This window comes from Streptomyces sp. NPDC043896 (genome assembly GCF_056435605.1).
This window is the reverse complement of the sequence record NZ_JBWKEE010000011.1, coordinates 136,800-157,008: the sequence shown is the minus strand read 5'-3', so window position 1 is coordinate 157,008 and position 20,209 is coordinate 136,800. Positions and strand designations below refer to the sequence as shown.

Below are 20,209 nucleotides of genomic sequence, written 5' to 3'. Positions count from 1 at the left end.
GCATGACCGACACCCCGAAGAAGCTCGTCGTCCTCGACATGGCCGGCACCACCGTCGCCGACGGCGGTCTCGTCGAGCGCGCCTTCGAACGCGCCGCCGAACGCCTCGGCGTCGAACCGGGCACCCCCGACCACGCCGAGAAGCTCCAGTACGTCCGCGACACCATGGGCGAGTCGAAGATCTCCGTCTTCCGGCACCTCTTCGGCAGCGAGGAACGCGCCCGGCTCGCCAACTCCGCCTTCGAGGAGGCCTACGCCGAACTCGTCGACGCCGGCCTCATCGCCCCCGTGACCGGAGCCCGCGCCACCATCGAGGGACTCCGCGCCGACGGTCACACCGTCGTCCTGACCACCGGCTTCGCCCGCGTCACCCAGGACGCCATCCTCGACGCCCTCGGCTGGCGGGACCTCCCCGACCTCACCCTGTGCCCCGCCGACGCCGGCGGCCGCGGCCGGCCCTACCCCGACATGGTGCTGGCCGCGTTCCTGCGCACCGGCGCCGTGACCGACGTACGCGACACCGTCGTCGCCGGCGACACGGCGTACGACATGCTCAGCGGCCACCGTGCCGGGGCGGGCATCGTCGCCGGCGTCCTCACCGGCGCCCACGACCGGGCCGCCCTCACCGGGCACGGCGCCACCCACGTCCTCGCCTCCGTCGCCGAACTGCCCGCCCTCCTCACCGGAACGCGGCCGTCGTGAGCGGCATCCGCTTCGACTCCGTATCGGTCGCCTACCACGGCACCACCGTCCTGGACTCCCTCGACCTGACCGTCGAACCCGGCGAGGTCATGGCGCTGCTCGGCCCCTCCGGCTCCGGCAAGACCACGGCGCTGCGCGCGGTCGCCGGCTTCGTCCGGCCCTCCGCCGGACGGGTGCTCATCGGCGGCCGCGACGTCACCGCGCTCCCGCCGCACAAACGCGGCATCGGGATGGTCGTCCAGCAGTACGCCCTCTTCCCGCACATGCGCGTCGAGGACAACGTCGCCTTCGGCCTCCGGGCCCAGAAGGCCCCCAAGGCCGGGATCCCCGAACGGGTCGCCGAGGTCCTGGAGATGACGGGGATGGCCGCCTACGCCCGCCGCTACCCCCGCGAGCTGTCCGGCGGCCAGCAGCAGCGCGTGGCCATCGCCCGCGCCCTCGCCATCCGCCCCGGCGTCCTCCTGCTCGACGAACCCCTCTCCGCCCTCGACGCGCAGCTGCGCTCCGGGATGCTGGCGGAACTTGCGCGGCTGCACCGCGAACTGCCCGACGTGTCCGTCCTGTACGTCACCCACGACCAGGTCGAGGCGCTGACCCTGGCCGACCGGATCGCCGTCATGGACCGGGCCCGCCTCCAGGACTGCGGCACCCCGCAGCAGCTGTACCGGGCCCCGCGCACCGAGTTCACGGCCTCCTTCGTCGGCAACGCCAACCTGCTGCCGGTGACGGTCGCCGACGGCGGCGCGGTCTTCGCGGGGCGCCCCCTGACCGTGGACGCCGCGGGCGCGGTGCCGGGTGCCGGCGCCACCCTGTGCGTACGCCCGCACCTGCTCGGGCTCGGCGAGGGCCCCAACACCCTGAGCGGGACGATCACCGAGGTGCAGTGGCGCGGCTCGACGCACCGGCTGTACGTGGACGTGGGCGGGCACAGCGTGAAGGCGGACCTGCCCGAGCTGAGGGAGACGCCGGCGCTGGGCGACCGGGTCACGCTGCACTTCGAGCCCCGCGACGCGGTGCTGCTGGCGGCGGGGGTCTCGGATGCCTGACGCCTCGCGGCGGGCCGCCGACCGGACCCTCCCGCCCCGTCCCCCGGCCGCCCCCGCCGCCCCCGCTGGACCCGTCGCCCGGGGATCCGCCCCCGCCGCCCCCGCGGGATCCGTCGCCCCGGCCGGATCCACGGCCCCGGAGGACTCTGCCGCCCCCGCCGTCCCCGCAGCCCCGGCCGCCGTCGGCCCGGGCGCGGGCGGAGCCGGCGCCGGGCGGCCTTCCCCCGCCCCGGCCGCTCGTCAGCCCGGGCCCGGCCCCGGCGCGCGCCCGCGCCCGCGGCTGCCGCGCGGTGTCTGGGCGCTGCCCCCCGTGGTGGTGCTCGCGCTGGTCTTCCTGTACCCCCTGGCGCTGGTCGTCCAGCAGTCCTTCAGCCCCGAGGACGGCGGCGGCGCCCTCGACGCCTACTCCGCCGTCTTCGCCTCGACCGCCTTCCGCGAGGCCCTCGGCACCACCGTCTGGCTGGCCGTCGGCGCCACCGCCGGCTGTCTCCTCCTCGGCTTCGTCCTCGCCGTGGTCATCGCCTTCGTCCCCTTCCCGGGAGCCAGGGCCGTCGCCAAGTTCATCGACGTCTTCCTCTCCTTCCCCTCCTTCCTCATCACCCTCGCCCTGCTCTTCATCTACGGCACGGTCGGCATGGCCAACGGCGTCTGGACCGACGTCTTCGGCGTGGCCGAAGGCCCCTTCCGGTTCCTGGCCACCCCCTGGGGCGTCCTCCTCGCGGAGATCACCTACTTCACGCCCTTCGTGATGCGTCCGCTGCTCGCCGCCTTCTCCCAGCTGGACACCGCCCAGCTGGAGGTCGCCGCGGGCCTCGGCGCCCGGCCCGCCCGGATCGTCCGGCAGGTGATCCTCCCCGAGGCGCTGCCCGCGCTGGCGGCCGGCGGGAGCCTCGTCCTCGTCATGTGCCTCAACGAGTTCGGGATCGTCCTGTTCACCGGGGCCAAGGACGTCACGACCCTCCCGATGCTCGTCTACGGCAAGGCGATCCTCGAATCCGACTACACGGCCGCCTGCGTGGTCGCCGTCGTCAACATCGCGATATCCGTCGGCCTGTTCGGCCTCTACCGGGTGGTGGGCAAGCGTGCTGGTGCATAGCAAGGGCGGCCGCTGGGCCGCCTGGGGCCTGTTCGGCGTCCTCTTCCTGCCCCTCTTCGCGCTGCCCCTCCTCGTCGTGGTGGCGGCCTCCTTCGCCACCCACTGGTCCGGCGCCTTCCCCTCCGGCCCGACCACCGAGAACTACGCCGCCGCCGTCCGCGGGGAGTCCCTCCAGGCCCTGACCACCTCCCTGGTCACCGCCCTCGCCGCGAGCCTGCTCGCGCTCACCCTCGGCACCTGGGCGGCGCTGGCCGCCGCGTCCCTCGGCAAGCGCGGGAAGCGGTGCCTGGACGCCCTGTTCGTGCTGCCGGTCGCCGTGCCGTCCGTGGTCGTCGGCCTCGCCGTCCTCGTCGCCTTCAGCCGGCCGCCGGTCCTCCTCAACGGCACCGGTTCCATCGTCGTCCTGGCGCACACGGTGCTCGTCACGGCGTTCGCCTACCAGTCGGTCTCCGCCGCCATCGTCCGTCTCGACCCCGCGTACGAGCAGGCCGCCGCCTCCCTCGGAGCCCGGCCCGGCTACGTCCTGTGGCGGGTCCGGCTCCCGCTCCTGCTGCCGTCCCTCACCGCGGCCGCGGGCCTCTGCTTCGCCCTGTCCATGGGCGAGCTGAGCGCCACGATGATGCTCTACCCCCCGGACTGGATGCCCCTCCCGGTCCGGATCTTCACCGCAACCGACCGCGGCTCGCTCTTCGGCGGCTCCGCCGTCGCCGTGGTCCTGATGGCCACCACCCTGCTGGTGCTGCTGGCCGTCTCCCGCGTCCGCACCCGGGCCGCGTACCGCTGACCCCGGCCCCGCAGGCCGCCGCCCCCGCAACCGCCCTTCCCCTCCAGTCCCCGCAGACTCCCTTTCCCCGTAAGGAAGTTCCATGACCGGCAAGTTCCCGCTCCGGACCGCCGCCGCCCTCACCGGCGGCCTCGCCCTCGCCGCCTCCCTCACCGCCTGCGGCGGCTCCACGACCGCAGACCCCGCCGCCGACGCCAACGGCGGCGGCGAGAAGACCGTCACCGTCTACAGCGCGGACGGCCTCAAGAGCGACAAGGGCGACGGCTGGTACGACAAGGTCTTCGCCGACTTCACCAAGAAGACCGGCATCGAGGTCAAGTACGTCGAGGGCGGCTCCGGCGAGATGGTGCAGCGCGCGGTCCGCGAGAAGACCAACACCCAGGCCGACGTGCTGATCACGCTGCCGCCCTTCATCCAGCAGGCCGACGGCAAGGGGCTGCTCCAGCCGTACGTCCCGCAGGGCGCCGACAAGGTCAACGGCGCCGACAAGTCCGCCGACGGCAAGTGGACCTCCGTCGTCAACAACTACTTCGGCTTCGTCTACAACAAGAAGGAGCTCGGCCAGGCGCCCAGGACCTGGGAGGAGCTCCTCGACGCCAGGTACAAGGGCAAGCTCCAGTACTCCACCCCCGGCATCGCGGGCGACGGCACGGCCGTCCTCATCAAGTCGATGCACGACTTCGGCGGCAAGGAGCCGGCGATGGAGTACCTCAGGAAGCTCCAGGCCAACAACGTCGGCCCCTCCTCCTCCACCAGCAAGCTCGCGCCGAAGACAGACAAGGGCGAACTGCTCGTCGCCAACGGCGACGTCCAGATGAACTTCGCGCAGTCCAAGTCCATGCCCAACCTCGGCATCTGGTTCCCCGCCAAAGACGGCGGCAAGCCCACCACCTTCGCCCTGCCCTACGCCGCCGGCCTGGTCGCCAAGGCCCCGCACGCCGACAACGGCAGGAAGCTCCTCGACTTCATGCTCGGCGAGGAGGCCCAGAGGCAGGTCAGCGAGGTCGGCGGCGGCTTCCCCGCGCGCGCCGACGTCAAGCCGACCGACGCCAACGCCATCGAACTCACCAAGCTCATGACCGGAGTCGAGGTCTTCCAGCCGGACTGGACCGACATCGACAAGAACCTCACCGCCTACGTCGACGCGTGGAAGTCCGCGACCGGCAGCTGAGCCTTAACCCGGCGGCCACCCAGGGCCGCGACAGTCACCAGTGGATAACGGGTCTGGACCGAAGGCTGACCCTCCGGTCCGGGCCCTCCGCACGTTCGCGCACGTTCCCGCACGACGCCGCGCGACGCCGCCCCGTCCCCCGCACCTCTCTTCACGCTCCCGGAGGAGTACGTGTCCACTGTCCTGTCCGGACGCACCCTCGCCGTGGCCGCCACCGCCACGGCCCTGATCGCCACCGCCCTCGGCGCCACCACCGCGACCGCCGCCACCGACCCGGCCACAGCCGCGGCCGAGGCCGCGGCCAAGGCGGCCGCCACCGCCACCGCCCCCGCGACGGCCGCGGCGAACACCGACAAGGTCCTCGTCATCGGCCTCGACGGCGTGGTCCTCGACCGCGTCAAGGCGGCCAACGCCCCCCACCTCAAGGGCCTCATGGCCCAGGGCCTGACCGCCCGCAGCACCCTCTACGCGAACCCGATGGCCGCCACCTCGTCCGGCCCGGGCTGGTCCACCATCGCCACCGGCGTCTGGCCCGACAAGCACGGCGTGAAGGACAACTCCTTCACCGGCAAGAACTACGCCGCCCACCCCGACTTCCTGACCCGCGTCGAGAACGCCAAGCCGTCCCTCAACACCTACGCGGCCGCCGACTGGGAGCCCATCACCTCCACCGACCAGAACGGCCCGATCTTCTCCGCCAAGGTCGACAAGCGGCTCTCCCTCAAGGGAGACCGCGACGGCTACGGCAACGAGGACCCGAAGATCGCCGCCGCGGCCGCCGCCGAACTGCGCGACCAGAACCCGGACGCCGCCTTCGTCTACCTCGGCCAGGTCGACTCCGCCGGCCACTCCTACGGCGCCGCCAGCCAGCAGTACCTCGACTCCGTCGCCCGTGTCGACGCGCTGGTCGGCCAGCTCCTCACGGCCGTCCAGAACCGGCCCGCCTACGCCCAGGAGAACTGGAAGATCCTGGTCACCACCGACCACGGCCACACCGACGGCGGCGGCCACGGCGGCTCCACCATCCAGGAACGCGGCACCTTCGTCATCGCCAAGGGCGCAGGCATCCCCGCCGGTTCCGTACGCGACGACGTCCGCCTCGCCGACGTCGCCGCGACCGCGCTCGCCCAGGTCGGCGTCCCCACCGCCGCACTGGACGGCGTACCGCTGGCCACCCCCGACAGCGACCCCTTCGACACCCTGCGCCCGAACCTGCGGACCCGCGTGGACGAGACGGGCATCCCCGCCGCCACCAAGGGCTTCACGCACACCCCGCCCGCCGGCTGGTCCGTCGACAACTCCCGGATGGGCACGGGCGGCGTCACCGAATGGGCCGGATGGGCCTTCGCCACCGACGAGTTCTGGAGCCAGGCGCAGCGCGACCAGTGGCGCGAGCTGAACGTCCGCTCCCGTGACGTGTTCGCCGTCGCCGACTCCGACGAGTGGGACGACAAGACGCACACCGGCACCTTCGACTCCACCCTGATCACCCCGAAGTGGCCCGTCACCGGCGGCACCACGCGCACCCTGTCCTTCCAGTCGCACTACCGCCACGAGTCCGGCCAGACCGCGCAGGTCCTCGTCTCCTACAACGGGGGCGCGGCGGCCGTCGTCAAGAACTACACCGCCGACGCCGTGGCGAAGGCCGAGTCCCTCACCCTCCAGGTGCCGGCCGGTGCCACGGACGTCCAGGTCCGCTTCCGCTACAGCGGCGACAACAACTGGTACTGGACCGTGGACAACGTCACCCTCGACTGACCCCGCCCTCCCCGGCGCGCCCCCTGCCCCCGGGGGCCCGCTGTCCGGGCCGTGGACGCCCTCCCCGTCCGCGGCCCGGCACCGCTAGGGTGGTACAGACCAGAGGCCCCCGAGGTCAGAGGCCCCGCAGAGCGGAGAGACGTCCCGTGGCAGAGCGCAAGCCGATCGAATCCTGGCTCACCGACATGGACGGGGTCCTCATCCACGAGGGCACCCCGATCCCCGGTGCGGACGCCTTCATCAAGCGGCTGCGCGAATCCGGCAAGCCCTTCCTGGTCCTGACCAACAACTCCATCTACACCCCGCGCGACCTCCAGGCCCGGCTCAGCCGGATGGGCCTGGACGTGCCCGTCGAGAACATCTGGACCTCCGCGCTCGCCACCGCGAAGTTCCTCGACGACCAGCGCCCGGGCGGCACCGCCTACGTCATCGGCGAGGCGGGCCTGACCACGGCCCTGCACGACATCGGCTACATCCTGACCGACCACGAGCCCGACTACGTGGTCCTCGGCGAGACGCGGACCTACTCGTTCGAGGCCATGACCAAGGCCGTCCGGCTGATCAACGGCGGCGCCCGCTTCATCTGCACCAACCCCGACGAGACCGGCCCCTCCACCGAGGGCCCGCTCCCGGCCACCGGAGCGGTCGCCGCACTGATCACGAAGGCGACCGGCAAGAAGCCGTACTTCGCCGGCAAGCCCAACCCGCTGATGATGCGTACGGGCCTCAACGCCATCGGCGCCCACTCCGAGACCAGCGCGATGATCGGCGACCGGATGGACACCGACGTACTGGCCGGGCTGGAGGCGGGCATGCAGACCTTCCTCGTGCTGACCGGTCTGACCACGGTCGAGGACACCGAGAGGTTCCCGTACCGTCCGACCAGGACGGTCGACTCCATCGCCGATCTCGTGGACCTGGTGTAGCCGGGCGTTAGCGCGTACGGCTGACACGTACGGGCCAAGAGAGCGCCGCTCCGGATGCGGAGCGGCGCGTCGCGCGTGAATCTCCTTGTTGAGGAGGTTCACCATGCGCTGTTCTCTGATCGCTCTCCGTGCCGCAGGGGTCGCCGTCGCCCTGGCGGCCTGCACCGCGGTGACCGCCCCCGCGGCCCTCGCGAACGAATGGGACCGCGGCGGCGTCTCGGTGGAACCCAACCCCGCCGACCCGGGGGCGCACGTCAAGATCCGCGTCCGGGGCTGTGACGGGGACTGGGGGGTGGCCCGTTCCCCCGTCTTCACGTCCGACGCCCGGCTCTCCCCGGGCCGCGGCGACGGCCGGACCCTCTGGGGCGAGGCCAAGGTCCGCCCGCACGCCGGCCCGGGATGGCACGAGATCCGGGTCAAGTGCGACGGCGCCGACGGGCTGCGCGGTTCCATCGAGATCCGCCACCGCGGCCACCACCGCCCCGATCCGCACCGCTCGCCGGTCTGGCCGGTCCACGCCGGCGGCGGCGGCATGTCCGCCGAGATCGCCGAGACGACCCGGCTGGCGACGGCCGCGAAGAAGAGTCACGGCGATGACGGTCCCGGGCTCCCGCACACCGTGATCGGCGCCGTCCTCGCCGCCGCGGCCACCCTGGCGGTCGCCGGCCGGGCCATCACCCTGCGCCGCCGACGCAACGGCGGATGAGCGAGCCCCGGGCGTCCGCCGGCGGCAGGCTGCTCACCTTCGCCGCCTGGACGGTGATGGTGCTGGGTCTGTGGCTGTGGGGCAAGGAGATCACCGGGGTCCCGCCGGGTCCGCCGGCCGGGCAGGGCGCCGGGCAGCAGGGGCTTGCCCTCCCGGCCGCGCGGGCCCCGCTGTCCGGGGCGATGCCCGCACGGGTCGACGTACCGGCGCTCGGCGTCCAGGCGCCGGTGATCGCGCGCGGCCTGGACGCGCGGGGGGCGATCGACCCGCCGCCGTACGAGCTGCCGGGGACGGTGGGCTGGTGGGGCGCGGGTCCGGCGCCCGGCGCGGCGGGGGCGGCGCTGATGGTCGGGCACGTGGACACGGAGTCGAAGCCGGCCGTGTTCTACGGCCTGAGCTCGCTCAAGCCGGGCCAGCAGATCCGCGTGGCGCGGGCGGACGGGACGGTCGCCGAGTTCACCGTGGAGGACGTACGCGTCTACGAGCGCGCGGGCTTCGACCCGCACAGGGCGTACGGGCCCCGGATCGAGGGCCGCGCCGAACTGCGGCTGGTGACCTGCGGCGGGACCTACGACAAGGCGGCCGGGCAGTACTCGGCGAACGTGGTGGTCTCCGCGTACCTGACGGGCGCGGGCGCGGCGGCCGTCTGAGGCGGCAGGGCCGCTGGGCCGTCCGGGTCCTGGTCCTGCCGAGGCCCGTCCGGGTCCACCCGGTGGACGGCAGAACGAAGAAGACCCCCGCAGCTTCCGCTGCGGGGGTCTTCTTCTTGTCTGTGCGCCGCCAGGGACTCGAACCCCGGACCCGCTGATTAAGAGTCAGCTGCTCTAACCAACTGAGCTAGCGGCGCCTGCTGACAGGGAAAACTCTACCCCACCTGGAGAGGTACTCGTGACCAGCCGCGCCCACGTTGTCCGATTAACCCATGTTTAAGAGGTTTGTCGTGCACGATATGTCTGGTCGAGCCGAATCTGATGCCCCGACAGATGCGTGCCCGGCCGACCAGTGGACGAGCAGGGGAGTGGACGGAACCGCATGACGATGCAGCCTCCGGTGCATGTGCAGATGCCGACGCCGATGACGATGCCGGCCTTCGAGGAGTACGAGCCCGCCGGCGACTGCGTGTGCCTCGGGTGCGCGCAGCGGCGCCGCGCCCTCGCGCGCGGGCGGGCCGTGGCGCTCCGGGACGGGGGCCACCCGGCCGCGCGCGGGGCCCGCCGGGCGCTGGTGCTGGCGACCGCCGCCGGGGTGGTGCTGGGCGGCGGCGGATCGGCGGCTCTCGCGGCGGCCAGGCCGACGCCGGGTCCGGGCGCGGGGCCGGTGACCCTGGACGACCGGGACGACCGGGACGGCGCGGACGGCCCGGGCAGCCCGCAGGGCGATCGGGCCCCGCTGCACGGCCGCCCGGCACCGGGACCGCGTCCGCCGTCTTCGACGACGGGGCGGCCGGGCGCGCCGCCCGCGGTACGGGCCATCGACCGGGCCACGATCATCAACCGGGCGAAGATCTGGCTGGACGCCCAGGTCCCCTACAGCATGTCCGAGTACTGGGCGGACGGCTACCGGCAGGACTGCTCGGGGTACGTCTCCATGGTCTGGAACCTCGGTACGAACGAGTGGACCGGCAGCCTCGACACCTTCGCCACGAAGATCACGAAGGAGGAGCTGCTGCCGGGGGACATGCTGCTCTTCCACAACCCGGCCGACCCCAACAACGGCTCGCACGTCGTCATCTTCGGCGGCTGGGCCGACGAGACGCGCACGCACTACGTCGCGTACGAGCAGACCCGCCCGTTCACGCGGAAGCTGGCGACGCCGTACGGGTACTGGAAGAACTCGGAGAAGTACGTGCCGTACCGGTACAACGGCGTGACCGCCGGGGTCCTGCCGGACGGGCCGGTGCCGGGCGCCCCGGCGGCGGGCGCGGCCGTCTTCCCCGGCGCGGCCAAGTTCGGTCCGGGCGCGGACAACGAGCACGTCACCGAGCTGGCCAAGATGCTGATCGGGCGCGGCGCGCTGCGGTTCTACCCCAAGGGGCCGAGCTCGAAGTGGAGCGAGGCCGACCGGCTGGCCACGCAGGCCTTCCAGCAGGCGCAGGGCTGGACGGGTGCCGACGCCGACGGCATCCCCGGCGAGCACACCTGGCGGCTGCTGGTCCAGCGCCAGGGCAAGGACATCCCGCCGACGGGACGGACGGGTCCGGGCGTACCGAAGCCGAAGCCGAAGCCCGGGCCGGGACCCCTGCTGGGGGCCCCCGCCGCCCTGCCGGGTCCCGCCGGGGCGCCCGTCTATCCGGGGATCGGGGTCTTCCGGCCCGGGCAGTCCCACCCGGCCGTCCTCGCCCTGGGCCGCCGGCTGGCCCTCAAGGGCTTCGGCAAGTACTACACGTCCGGCCCGGGCCCCCGCTGGAGCGAGGCCGACCGCCGCAACGTCGAGGCCTTCCAGCGCGCCCAGGGCTGGCGCGGCGCCTCGGCCGACGGCTACCCGGGCCCGGAAACCTGGCGCCGGCTGTTCGCATGACGGAGGCAACGATGTACCCGAACCACACCACGTTCACGACGGGCACCTTCCGGCTCCCCGAACCGCCCGCCGTGCCGCCTGCGGCGACGCTTCCGGAGCCGGCCGTGGTGTACGGGGGCACCCCGGCCGCCCCGGCGACGGCTCCCGCCCCACCGGTGCACCCGGCCCCGGTGCCGACGGCGGCTTCGACCGGTCAGGCTCCGGCGGCGGCTCCTGCCCCGTCGGCGCACCCGGCCGCCCGCCCCGCTGCGGTGCCGGCTCCGGCTGCCGCCTCGGCTCCGGCCGCTTCGTTCCCGGTGGTGGACCCAGTCCGGGGGGCCGTGCCCGCCGGGCAGTCGGGCGGCCAGGCCGCGCCGGTTCCGCAGTCGGCCCCCGCCGCCCCGGCGCCGGTGGTTGACCCCGTCCGGGTGGCCGCTCAGCCTCCGGCTGCCGCCTCGGCTGCGGTCGGGGTCCCGGCCGCTCCGGCCTCGACGACGGCACCGGCTCCGGCCCAGGCGACGGCTTCCGCTCCGGCGGTGCGTCCCGGCGCGCAGCCGGCCGGTCCGCTTCCGGTTCCGCAGTCGGCGCCCGTCGCCCCGGCTCCGACGGTGGATCCCGCTTCGGCGGTGCACCGCGCCCCCGCCCAGGCGGTGGAGCCCGGCCGGTCCGTCGCGCAGTCGGCGTGGCGCGCCGCCCCGGGTCCGGAGTCGGCCCCCGCCGGGCACCCCGCCGACCCGGTGCCGGCGGCTCCCGGGCAGGCCGCCCGGGCCGGGCATCCCGCCGAGGCGCCGACGCAGCCGTTCGGGGCCACGCGGTTCGCGTCGGGGGTCGTCGCCGCGAGTCCGGCCGCTCCGGCGGCCGGTGCCGTCTCGGCCCCGGCACCCCGCGCCGCCGAGCCGGCCGCCCAGGCCCCGGCAGCGGCCTCCCGCCCCGTTCACCCGCACCCCGCCGCGCCGGAACCCGCACCGGCACCGGCCCCGGACCGGCCCGCGCATCCTGCTCCCGGGGCCGGTCCGGAACCGGCGGCGCTCGCCGTCGCGGCGCACCCGGCCGACGTGCCCGCCGCGCGGAGCCAGGCCGGGGCCGAGGCCGCGCCCGGGGGGATCCCGCACCCCACCGCCGAACCCCCGGCCGGCGTGCCCGGCCCCGGCGCGGCCGAGATCGCCGCCCGGGCGGTCGCGCGCGGGATGCGCACCGGGGACCCCGGGCCGCGCGGCGGCCTCCCGCAGCCCCCGCGCGGCAGCGGTACGGCGGTCACGGAGGTCCCGCTGCACCTCCCCTTCCGGCCGCGGCCCGAGGTCCCCCGGCCGGAGGCCCCGCCGCCCGCGGCCGCCGCCCCCGCCGCCGCGCGCCCGGCGAAGAAGCCGCCCGCCGGGCGGCGCGTCCCCCGGGGTGACGACCGGCTCCGGGAGCACCGGGGGCCCGTGCTGCCCGGCTGGATCGCGGTGGCCGTCGGCGGCCTCGCCCTCCTCAGCTGCGCGGCCGTGCTGTGGCGGGCCGGGGTGGTGCCCGCCACCGTGGTCGCGGCCTTCGGGGCGCCGCCCCGCGCCTACCAGGGGTTGCGCGCCGCGCACTGGCCCCCGCTCGCCTTCCTCGGCATCGTCACCCTCCTCGCGCTCGGCGGCCTCGGCCGGGCCAAGGCGGGCCACGCCTGGGTGCTCACCCTGTTCGGCCGCTACCGGGGCACGGTCCGGCGTACCGGCCTGACCTGGATCAGCCCCCTCCTGCTGCGCCAGCGGGTCGACGTACGGCTGCGGCACTGGCGCAGCGAGCCGATGGCCGCCGTGGACTCCGGCGGGCTCGCCCTCCAGGTGGTCGTGCAGGTCGTGTGGCAGGTCAAGGACACCGCCCGGGCCACCCTGGCCGTGGAGGACCACACCGGCTACCTCGCCGAGCAGGTCGAGTCGGCCATGGCCCGGGTGCTGTCCCAGCTGCCCGCGGACGCCTTCCACGAGGACGCCCCGACCCTGCGTGACGCCGAGGCCGTCGGTGACGCGCTGACCCGGATGCTGGCGGCCGAAACCGAGGCGGTCGGGATCGAGGTGTACTCGGCCCAGCCCACCCGGATCGAGTACGCCCCGGAGGTGGCGGAGGCCATGCGCCGCCGCCGGGTGGCGGCGATCGACGCGAAGCACCGGGACACGGTGCTGACCTCGGTGGTCGACGCCGTGGACGACACCGTCCACCGGCTGACCTCGCGCGGGATCGTGGAGCTCGACGACTACGAGCGCAAGGCCCTGGTGAAGGACCTCACCGTCGCGTTCTACACCGGGCGGTCCGACCAGTAGCGGGAGTCACGGGGGTCGCGGGGACTCCGCGCGCGAACGGGTGGCCGGTAATGACCGGACCACCCGTTGTCGCATTGGTATAGACATGGCCAACTCCCGTCAATACTGTGGGACTTGGTCTAGACCTAGCACCTGTCGCCGGCCCCGGTGGATCACCGACCGATCCGCCGGGGCCGATCCCCACGCGCGCGCACGTCCCCGCAGGATCCCCCCACGTCCAAGGAGCACCATGCGTTCCTTCCGCATGCCCTCATGGCCCGCGCGCCCCGCCGGGCCCCCGCGCCCCGCCCGCACCTCGCGCCCCGCCCGCACCTCGCGCACCGCGCGCGCCGGCGCCGCCGCCACGCTCGGCCTCGGCCTCCTCGCCGGCGCCACCCTGCTCGGCGCCCCCACCGCCAGCAGCCACGGCTACACCGACACCCCCATCAGCCGGCAGAAGCTCTGCGCCAACCGGACGGTCTCCGACTGCGGGCCCATCCAGTGGGAACCGCAGAGCGTCGAGGGCTACAAGGGCTTCCCGGCGGCCGGCCCGGCCGACGGCCGGATATGCGCCGGCGGGCACGCCGAGTTCGCCCAGCTCGACGATCCGCGCGGCGGCAACTGGCCCGCGACCCGGGTCAACTCCGGCCGGCCCTTCGACTTCCGCTGGCAGTTCACCGCCAACCACTCCACCACCGACTTCAAGTACTTCGTCACCAAGGACGGCTGGGACCCCGCCAAGCCCCTCACCCGCGCCTCCCTCGACCCCCAGCCCTTCCTCGTCGTCCCCTACAACGGCGGCCGCCCGGACATGACCACCATCCACCGCGGCTCCATGCCGGCGGGCAAGACCGGACGGCACATGATCCTGGCCGTCTGGACCGTCAACGACACCCCGATGGCGTTCTACGCCTGCTCCGACGTTCAATTCTGACGGCACGTCAGCTAATCTCCGGCGGCATGCGGACCACGACAGCACCCGATGCCGCCGAGACCGTCGCGGAACTCGTCGCGCGCCAGTGGGGTGACCACCGGCCCGGGCTGATGTACGGGGCCGGCGCGGCCGACAGCGCCGGGCCCACCGTCCTCAGCCGCCACCGGACCGCCCAGGAGGCCGCCGCCCGCGCCGCGCTCCTCGCCGATCTGCTGCCGCCGGGGGCGGAGCCGCACGTGGGGGTGCTGCTCGACAACACCCCCGAATTCCCCTTCTGGCTCGGTGCGGCGGCCCTCGCCGGGGCCGCCGTCGCCGGGATCAACCCCACCCGGCGCGGTCCGGAGCTGGCCCGCGACATCCTCCACACCGACTGCCGGATCCTCGTCACCGAGCCCGCGCACCTCCCGCTGCTGCGCGGCCTCGACCTGCCCGGCGTGCGGCTCCTGGTGACCGGCACCGAGGAGTACGCGGCCCTCCTTGCCCCCTACGCCGCCGCGAAGGCCGGCGAGGCGACCGTCCGCGCGGGGAAACCCGGCCCCGGCACCCGGCTGCTGCTCTACTTCACCTCCGGCTCCACCGGCGCCCCCAAGGCCGCCGTCTGCAGCCAGGGCCGCCTCGCCGCCGCCGGCTCCTCGCTCGCCCGCCACTTCTCGGTCACCCCGGACGACGTCCACTACATCTGCATGCCGCTCTTCCACGGCAACGCCGTCATCGCCGACTGGCTGCCCGCCCTCTCCGCCGGGGCCCCCGTCGCGCTGCGCCGCCGCTTCTCGGCCTCCGCGTTCCTGGACGACGTACGGGCCTACGGGGCGACGTACTTCACCTACGTCGGCCGGGCCGTCCAGTACCTGCTGGCCACCGAGCCCCGCCCCGACGACCGCGAGCACCCGCTGCGCCTGGGCTTCGGCACCGAGGCCGGGGCGGTGGACGCGGCCCGCTTCGCCGACCGCTTCGGGGTCCGGCTCGTCGAGGGGTACGGGGCCACCGAGGGCGGCGCCTCCGTCCAGCGCGGCCCCGGCACCCCGCCGGGCGCGCTGGGCCGGGCCGCTCCGGGCGACGACCTGGCCGTGGTCGACCCGGAGACGGGCCGCGAATGCCCGCCGGCGGTCCTGGACGGCCGCGGCCGGCTGCTCAACGGGGGCGAGGCCATCGGCGAGCTCGTCAACCGGGGCCGCAGCCTCTTCGAGGGCTACTGGCGCAACCCCGGCGCGGAGGCGGCCCGCACCCGGAACGGCTGGTACTGGACCGGTGACCTCTTCTTCCGGGACCCCGCGGGGTTCCTCTACTTCGCGGGCCGCACCGACGACCGGCTCCGGGTCGACAGCGAGAACCTGGCCGCGGCGGTGATCGAGAACGTCCTGGCCCGCTGGGACGCGGCGGCCGCCGTCGCCGTGTACGCGGTCCCGGACGAGGTCGCGGGGGACCAGGTGATGGCCGCCGTCGCCCTGCGCGAGGGCGCCGCCTTCGACCCGGGGGCCTTCGACGCCTTCCTGGCGGCGCAGCCGGACCTCGGCACGAAGATGGCCCCGCGCTACGTGCGGATCCTCGACGCCCTGCCCGTCACGGCCACGAACAAGGTCCACCGGGTCGCCCTGCGCCGGGCCGGCTTCCTCGGGCCCGGCCCGGTCTGGCACCGCTCGGACGGCGCCTATCGCCCGCTCGACGCGGAGGGCCTGGCCGCGCTGCTGGCGGCGTACGAGGCCCAGGGCCGCAGGGACCTGCTGGAACGCTGAGGGGGCCGCCGGACGGCCCCGGGGCCATGGGTTTGGAGCACCCCTCGGGACCGGGTAGTATTTTCTCTGTCAGCAGGCGCCGCTAGCTCAGTTGGTTAGAGCAGCTGACTCTTAATCAGCGGGTCCGGGGTTCGAGTCCCTGGCGGCGCACCTGATCTTCGGGCGGTTCCCGGTTCACCGGGAACCGCCCGAAGTGTTTTTCCGGGCCCGTCGCCCATCCCGCCCATCCCGGCCCGCCCCATCCCGCCCGACCGCGTTGCCGGACCACCCCGTCCGTCCGTCCGCCCCGGCCGGTCCGGGCGCCGGGGGCACGTCAGAGCGTGAGCGACAGCAGCAGCGGCGCGGCCTTGCGGTTCAGGGCGTCGGCGGCCGCGCGCAGCCGGTGGGCGTGTTCGACGGGCATGGACAGGGCCAGGCAGCCCACGGCGGCGCCCGCCGTGATCGGTACCGCGGCGCAGACCGTGCCCACCGCGTACTCCTGGAGGTCCAGGACGGGGACGGTGGCCGGCTGGGAGTCCAGCTTGGAGAACAGGATCCGCTCGTTCACGATCGTCTTCGACGTGAGCCGGGCGATCTTGTGCCGGGAGAGGTGGTCGCGGCGGCCGTTCTGGTCGAGCTGGGTCAGCAGGCACTTGCCGACCGCGCTGGCGTGCGCCGCCGAGCGGAAGTCGACCCACTCGTGGACCTTCGGGGTGCGGGGGCTGTCGGCGAACTGCGTGATGCGGACCTCGCCGTCCACGTACCGGCTGATGTAGACGGCGGCGCCGACCGAGTCCCGCAGCTTGTCGAGGGTGTCCTGGAGCTTCTCCTGGAGGGCCTGCTGCCGGTCCATGCCGGAGCCGAGCAGGACGAGGGAGTCCCCTATGGCGTAGGCGCCGTCGGAGACCTGGAGGACGTATCCCTCGCGCCGCAGCATGAGGAGCATCGGGGCGAGATGGACCGCGGGCAGGCCGGTCTCACGCGCGATCTGCACGTCGGTCACACCGCCGGTGTGCCGCGAGATCGTTTCGAGTACGCGCAGGGCGTACTGCACCGAGTGGAACGGCGCGGTCGGCTCGGGCTTCAGCGCCACGGTTTCCCCCTACCAGGTTGTTACCGCTTGCTCTACCACGATAGCCATCAAGAGGCCCACGTGGAGCGTGTGTTGAGGAGATTGATGGCTTAATCAAGTCCCCTCGCCTGGGCCTACTCGGCTGGCATATGCCATGGGCATGAGCATGACCCGGTCTGCCGGGAATGCCCGGCGCGCACATCCCGTTCGAGTTCTTCGTACGAACGCCGTACGAGGCGTACGAGGAGTACGGGGCGCCGCCGGCGCACGAGCGGGACGGGACGGGAGCGACGATGAGCGACACCGGGGACGCGGGCCGGCGCACGGGCGGGCGGGCGGAGGACACCCCTGGGGAGACGGACCGGGCCGGGTCCCCGCCGCCGGACCCGGCGCACGACCCGGTACGGGGGACCGTCCGCGGCGAGGCGCCCGTGCCGCTCTCGGTGCTCGACCTGGTCACCGTCGGCAGCGGCTCCACCGCCCACGCGTCCCTGCGCACCAGCGTGGAGATCTCCCGGCTGGCCGAGTCGCGCGGCTACCACCGCCACTGGGTCGCCGAGCACCACTCCATGCCCGGGGTCGCCAGCTCCTCCCCGGCCGTGATCCTGGCCCACCTGGCCGCGCACACCTCCCGCATCCGCCTCGGTTCGGGCGGGGTCATGCTGCCCAACCACGCCCCGCTGGCCGTGGCCGAGCAGTTCGGCACCCTGGAGGCCCTCGCCCCGGGCCGGGTCGACCTCGGGCTCGGCCGGGCGCCGGGCACCGACCCGCGCACGGCGGCCGCGCTGCGCGGGCCCGGGCGGCTGGACGAGGGGGCGGACGAGTTCCCGCGCCGGCTCGCGGAGCTGACCCGCTTCCTCGACGACGACTTCCCCGACGGACACCCGTACGCCCGCGTGCACGCCGTGCCCGGCCCGGTGCAGGGGCCCGCCGGGCGGCCGCCGCTCTGGCTGCTGGGCTCCTCCGGCTTCAGCGCCCGGCTCGCGGGGGAGCTGGGCCTGCCCTTCGCGTACGCCCACCACTTCTCCGCGGCCGGCACCCTGCCCGCGCTGGAGCTGTACCGGGAGAGCTTCCGCCCCTCGGCGGTGCTGGACGCCCCGTACGCCCTCATCGGGGTCTCGGCGTTCGCGGCCGGTACCTCGGCGGAGGCCCGCGCCCAGGTGCTCACCGGCGCGCTGTCGATGCTCCGGCTGCGCAGCGGGCGGCCCGGGCTGGTGCCGTCACCCGAGGAGGCGGCGGCGTACGCGTTCTCGCCGCTGGAGCGGGAGTTCGTGGACGGCTGGCTCTCCCACGTGGTCCACGGCACCCCGGACGAGGTCCGGGCCGGGCTGGACGCGCTGGTGGCGCGGACGGGCGCGGACGAGCTGATGCTCACCGCCAACGCGCACGGCGGGGCGGCCCGGTTGCGCTCGTACGAGCTCGTCGCAGATGCGTACAGGATGCCCGTCGAGCCCTCGAACGCGGCCTGAACCGGGCCGGATCCCGAAGAACGGCGTTTGGCTGGTTTGTTGCCGAAAGCTTGCCGGAGCATGGCCTAAGGGAGCCTTAAACCGCTCGTCACCCGGGGTGGCGGGCGGTTTCTGCTGTGCCTCCACCCCTCTGACTAGGGCGTTTGGCCGTTGAGTGGTCTAGTCCTTCTTTGGTCCAAACCATTGACTGGGGTGGCGGGTGATCGCTATCACTTCTCTCACCTACAGCTGATGCCCTCCCCTCCCACCCCCACGGAGGCAGTTCATGCACATCCGTAAACCCCTCGTCGCGGCCGCCGCCACGGCCGCGCTGGCAGCCGGAGCGCTGGCCACCTTCGCGGGACTCGGCACCGCCCAGGCCGCGGACGCCTCCACCACCGCCGCGGCCGGCGGCGTGCGGATCGCCTACTACGACCAGTGGAGCGTGTACGGCAACGCGTTCTACCCCAAGCACCTCGACACCCGGGGCATAGCGGGGAAGCTGGACGTCATCAACTACTCGTTCGGCAACATCCACCCCACCGAGCTCACCTGTTTCGAGGCGAACAAGGCGGCGGGCGACGACAACAACCCCAACGCCGGTGACGGCGCGGGCGACTCGTACGCCGACTACCAGAAGTCCTTCAGCGCGGCCGACAGCGTCAGCGGCGTCGCCGACAAGTGGGACCAGCCGATCGTGGGCGTCTTCAACCAGTTCAAGCAGCTGAAGGCCAAGTACCCCCACCTGAAGATCAACATCTCGCTGGGCGGCTGGACGTACTCGAAGTACTTCAGCGACGCGGCCAAGACCGACGCCTCCCGCAAGAAGCTGGTCTCCTCCTGCATCGACCAGTACATCAAGGGCAACCTGCCCAAGGCCGACGGCTTCGGCGGCCCCGGCACGGCGGCCGGGATCTTCGACGGCATCGACATCGACTGGGAGTACCCGGGCTCGTCCGGCGGTCACCTCGGCAACCACTACGCCCCCGAGGACAAGCAGAACTTCACCCTGCTGCTCAAGGAGTTCCGCGAGCAGCTCGACGCCTACGGCCAGGCCAACGGCGGCAAGAAGTTCCTGCTGACCGCGGCCCTCCCGGCCGGCCAGGACAAGATCAAGCACATCGAGACGGACAAGATCGGCGCGTACCTCGACTACGCGAACATCATGACGTACGACATGCACGGCGCCTGGGACGGCGACGGGCCCACGTACCACCAGTCCCCGCTGTACTCCGGGGCCAACGACCCGACGGACCCGATCGCGCCGGGCACCCAGAAGTACAGCGTCGACAACGCCATCGACTCCTGGATCGACGGCAACCCGGCCTACGGCATCACCGGCGGCTTCCCCGCCAACAAGCTGACCCTGGGCTACGAGTTCTACTACCGCGGCTGGAAGGGCGTCCCGGCAGGGGCCTCGAACGGCCTCGCCCAGCCCGCCACCGGCGCCTCCGGTGCCCGTCCCACCAGCCAGCAGGCCGGTATCGCCAACTACAAGGAGCTCGGCGGGATCGTCGACAACCCGGCGACCACCTACTGGGACGACCAGGCCAAGGCCTCGTACTTCTACAAGGACGGCGAGTTCTTCACCGGCCTGAACCAGAAGTCGATCCAGGCCCGGGTCGACTACGGCAAGCAGCGCGGTCTGGCCGGCGCGATGATGTACTCCCTGCTCGGCCTGGACAACAACACCACCCTGCTGAACCAGATCTCCGACGCCCTCGGCGGGGCCACGGTGCCGCCGACCACGCCTCCGACCACCCCGCCCACCACGCCGCCGACGACCCCGCCGACGACGCCCCCGACCACCGGCTGCGGCAGCGTCCCGGCCTACGTCGCGGGCACCGTCTACACCGGCGGCAGCGAGGTCTCGCACAACGGCCGCAAGTGGAAGGCCCAGTGGTGGACGCAGAACGAGGCGCCCGGCACCACGGGTGAATGGGGTGTCTGGAAGGACCTCGGCGCCTGCTGATCCCCCCACCCCGCGCCGAGCGCCGGCCGCCCCGCCCCTCCTCCCGGGGGGCGGGGCGGTTCCGGTTTCCGGGCAGGTACGCCGGCCCGCGCTCCCGGGCCCCTGCCGTCAGGCCCCGGC

General features: G+C 73.8%; 16 protein-coding genes and 2 tRNA genes. 16 read left to right on the top strand and 2 right to left on the bottom strand.

Annotated features, from left to right (window positions below):
- Nucleotides 1–2 precede the first annotated feature (2 nt).
- The 9 genes from AC069X_RS18375 (at nucleotide 3) to AC069X_RS18335 (ending at nucleotide 8,838) form a co-directional block, all read left to right on the top strand.
- Complete coding sequence (locus AC069X_RS18375; RefSeq protein ID WP_478729623.1) at nucleotides 3–701, top strand: phosphonatase-like hydrolase; 699 nt, start codon at nucleotides 3–5, stop codon at nucleotides 699–701.
- On the top strand, nucleotides 698–1,747 hold the full coding sequence (locus AC069X_RS18370) for an ABC transporter ATP-binding protein (protein ID WP_478729622.1): 1,050 nt from the start codon (nucleotides 698–700) through the stop codon (nucleotides 1,745–1,747). The genes AC069X_RS18375 and AC069X_RS18370 overlap by 4 nt, the downstream gene beginning before the upstream one ends.
- Nucleotides 1,740–2,843, top strand: a complete 1,104-nt coding sequence (locus AC069X_RS18365; RefSeq protein WP_478729621.1) for a 2-aminoethylphosphonate ABC transporter permease subunit — start codon at nucleotides 1,740–1,742, stop codon at nucleotides 2,841–2,843. The genes AC069X_RS18370 and AC069X_RS18365 overlap by 8 nt, the downstream gene beginning before the upstream one ends.
- The gene (locus AC069X_RS18360; RefSeq protein ID WP_478729620.1) at nucleotides 2,830–3,627 is read left to right on the top strand and encodes an ABC transporter permease; all 798 of its coding nucleotides are present in this window, start codon (nucleotides 2,830–2,832) and stop codon (nucleotides 3,625–3,627) included. Before AC069X_RS18365 ends, AC069X_RS18360 begins: the two co-directional genes overlap by 14 nt.
- Before the next feature lie 82 nt (nucleotides 3,628–3,709).
- The gene (locus tag AC069X_RS18355) at nucleotides 3,710–4,798 is read left to right on the top strand and encodes a 2-aminoethylphosphonate ABC transporter substrate-binding protein (RefSeq protein ID WP_478729619.1); all 1,089 of its coding nucleotides are present in this window, start codon (nucleotides 3,710–3,712) and stop codon (nucleotides 4,796–4,798) included.
- Between the two features lie 171 nt (nucleotides 4,799–4,969).
- Nucleotides 4,970–6,556: an alkaline phosphatase family protein gene (locus AC069X_RS18350; protein WP_478729618.1), complete on the top strand. Its 1,587-nt coding sequence runs from the start codon at nucleotides 4,970–4,972 to the stop codon at nucleotides 6,554–6,556.
- Between the two features lie 146 nt (nucleotides 6,557–6,702).
- The gene (locus tag AC069X_RS18345) at nucleotides 6,703–7,482 is read left to right on the top strand and encodes an HAD-IIA family hydrolase (RefSeq protein ID WP_478729617.1); all 780 of its coding nucleotides are present in this window, start codon (nucleotides 6,703–6,705) and stop codon (nucleotides 7,480–7,482) included.
- A 103-nt stretch (nucleotides 7,483–7,585) separates the two neighbouring features.
- A complete protein-coding gene (locus AC069X_RS18340; RefSeq protein WP_478729616.1) occupies nucleotides 7,586–8,188 on the top strand; it encodes a hypothetical protein in 603 nt (200 codons plus the stop codon).
- A complete protein-coding gene (locus AC069X_RS18335; protein WP_478729615.1) occupies nucleotides 8,185–8,838 on the top strand; it encodes a class F sortase in 654 nt (217 codons plus the stop codon). Before AC069X_RS18340 ends, AC069X_RS18335 begins: the two co-directional genes overlap by 4 nt.
- Before the next feature lie 123 nt (nucleotides 8,839–8,961).
- Here the strand turns inward: AC069X_RS18335 and AC069X_RS18330 are convergent.
- Nucleotides 8,962–9,035, bottom strand: a tRNA-Lys gene (locus tag AC069X_RS18330).
- 227 nt (nucleotides 9,036–9,262) lie between these two features.
- Between AC069X_RS18330 and AC069X_RS18325 the strand changes: the two genes are divergently transcribed.
- The 5 genes from AC069X_RS18325 to AC069X_RS18305 all read left to right on the top strand — a co-directional run bounded on the left by AC069X_RS18325 (nucleotide 9,263) and on the right by AC069X_RS18305 (nucleotide 15,768).
- Nucleotides 9,263–10,705 (top strand): peptidoglycan-binding protein, encoded by a 1,443-nt coding sequence (locus tag AC069X_RS18325; protein ID WP_478729704.1) that lies wholly within the window; start codon nucleotides 9,263–9,265, stop codon nucleotides 10,703–10,705.
- An 11-nt stretch (nucleotides 10,706–10,716) separates the two neighbouring features.
- The gene (locus AC069X_RS18320) at nucleotides 10,717–12,972 is read left to right on the top strand and encodes an SPFH domain-containing protein (protein ID WP_478729614.1); all 2,256 of its coding nucleotides are present in this window, start codon (nucleotides 10,717–10,719) and stop codon (nucleotides 12,970–12,972) included.
- A 229-nt stretch (nucleotides 12,973–13,201) separates the two neighbouring features.
- A complete protein-coding gene (locus AC069X_RS18315) occupies nucleotides 13,202–13,885 on the top strand; it encodes a lytic polysaccharide monooxygenase auxiliary activity family 9 protein (RefSeq protein ID WP_478729613.1) in 684 nt (227 codons plus the stop codon).
- Nucleotides 13,886–13,911: 26 nt separating this feature from the next.
- The gene (locus AC069X_RS18310; RefSeq protein ID WP_478729612.1) at nucleotides 13,912–15,618 is read left to right on the top strand and encodes an AMP-binding protein; all 1,707 of its coding nucleotides are present in this window, start codon (nucleotides 13,912–13,914) and stop codon (nucleotides 15,616–15,618) included.
- 76 nt (nucleotides 15,619–15,694) lie between these two features.
- Nucleotides 15,695–15,768 (top strand) — tRNA-Lys (locus AC069X_RS18305).
- 163 nt (nucleotides 15,769–15,931) lie between these two features.
- Here the strand turns inward: AC069X_RS18305 and AC069X_RS18300 are convergent.
- Complete coding sequence (locus AC069X_RS18300; RefSeq protein ID WP_478729611.1) at nucleotides 15,932–16,690, bottom strand: IclR family transcriptional regulator; 759 nt, start codon at nucleotides 16,688–16,690, stop codon at nucleotides 15,932–15,934.
- A gap of 272 nt (nucleotides 16,691–16,962) precedes the next feature.
- On the opposite strand from AC069X_RS18300, the gene AC069X_RS18295 reads away from it, so the two are divergent.
- Together AC069X_RS18295 and AC069X_RS18290 are read left to right on the top strand one after the other, a co-directional pair.
- Nucleotides 16,963–18,138 carry an LLM class flavin-dependent oxidoreductase gene (locus AC069X_RS18295; RefSeq protein ID WP_478729703.1) on the top strand — a complete coding sequence of 392 codons (1,176 nt, stop codon included), beginning with the start codon at nucleotides 16,963–16,965 and terminating at the stop codon, nucleotides 18,136–18,138.
- Nucleotides 18,139–18,403: 265 nt separating this feature from the next.
- Complete coding sequence (locus AC069X_RS18290) at nucleotides 18,404–20,089, top strand: glycosyl hydrolase family 18 protein (protein WP_478729610.1); 1,686 nt, start codon at nucleotides 18,404–18,406, stop codon at nucleotides 20,087–20,089.
- Nucleotides 20,090–20,209: the final 120 nt, after the last annotated feature.

Coding starts and splice junctions, on each gene's coding strand:
- AC069X_RS18375 (WP_478729623.1), top strand. CDS start 3: ATGACCGACACCCCGAAGAAGCTCGTCGTCCTCGACATGGCCGGCACC.
- AC069X_RS18365 (WP_478729621.1), top strand. CDS start 1,740: ATGCCTGACGCCTCGCGGCGGGCCGCCGACCGGACCCTCCCGCCCCGT.
- AC069X_RS18355 (WP_478729619.1), top strand. CDS start 3,710: ATGACCGGCAAGTTCCCGCTCCGGACCGCCGCCGCCCTCACCGGCGGC.
- AC069X_RS18340 (WP_478729616.1), top strand. CDS start 7,586: ATGCGCTGTTCTCTGATCGCTCTCCGTGCCGCAGGGGTCGCCGTCGCC.
- AC069X_RS18335 (WP_478729615.1), top strand. CDS start 8,185: ATGAGCGAGCCCCGGGCGTCCGCCGGCGGCAGGCTGCTCACCTTCGCC.
- AC069X_RS18325 (WP_478729704.1), top strand. CDS start 9,263: ATGACGATGCCGGCCTTCGAGGAGTACGAGCCCGCCGGCGACTGCGTG.
- AC069X_RS18320 (WP_478729614.1), top strand. CDS start 10,717: ATGTACCCGAACCACACCACGTTCACGACGGGCACCTTCCGGCTCCCC.
- AC069X_RS18315 (WP_478729613.1), top strand. CDS start 13,202: ATGCGTTCCTTCCGCATGCCCTCATGGCCCGCGCGCCCCGCCGGGCCC.
- AC069X_RS18310 (WP_478729612.1), top strand. CDS start 13,912: ATGCGGACCACGACAGCACCCGATGCCGCCGAGACCGTCGCGGAACTC.
- AC069X_RS18295 (WP_478729703.1), top strand. CDS start 16,963: ATGAGCGACACCGGGGACGCGGGCCGGCGCACGGGCGGGCGGGCGGAG.
- AC069X_RS18290 (WP_478729610.1), top strand. CDS start 18,404: ATGCACATCCGTAAACCCCTCGTCGCGGCCGCCGCCACGGCCGCGCTG.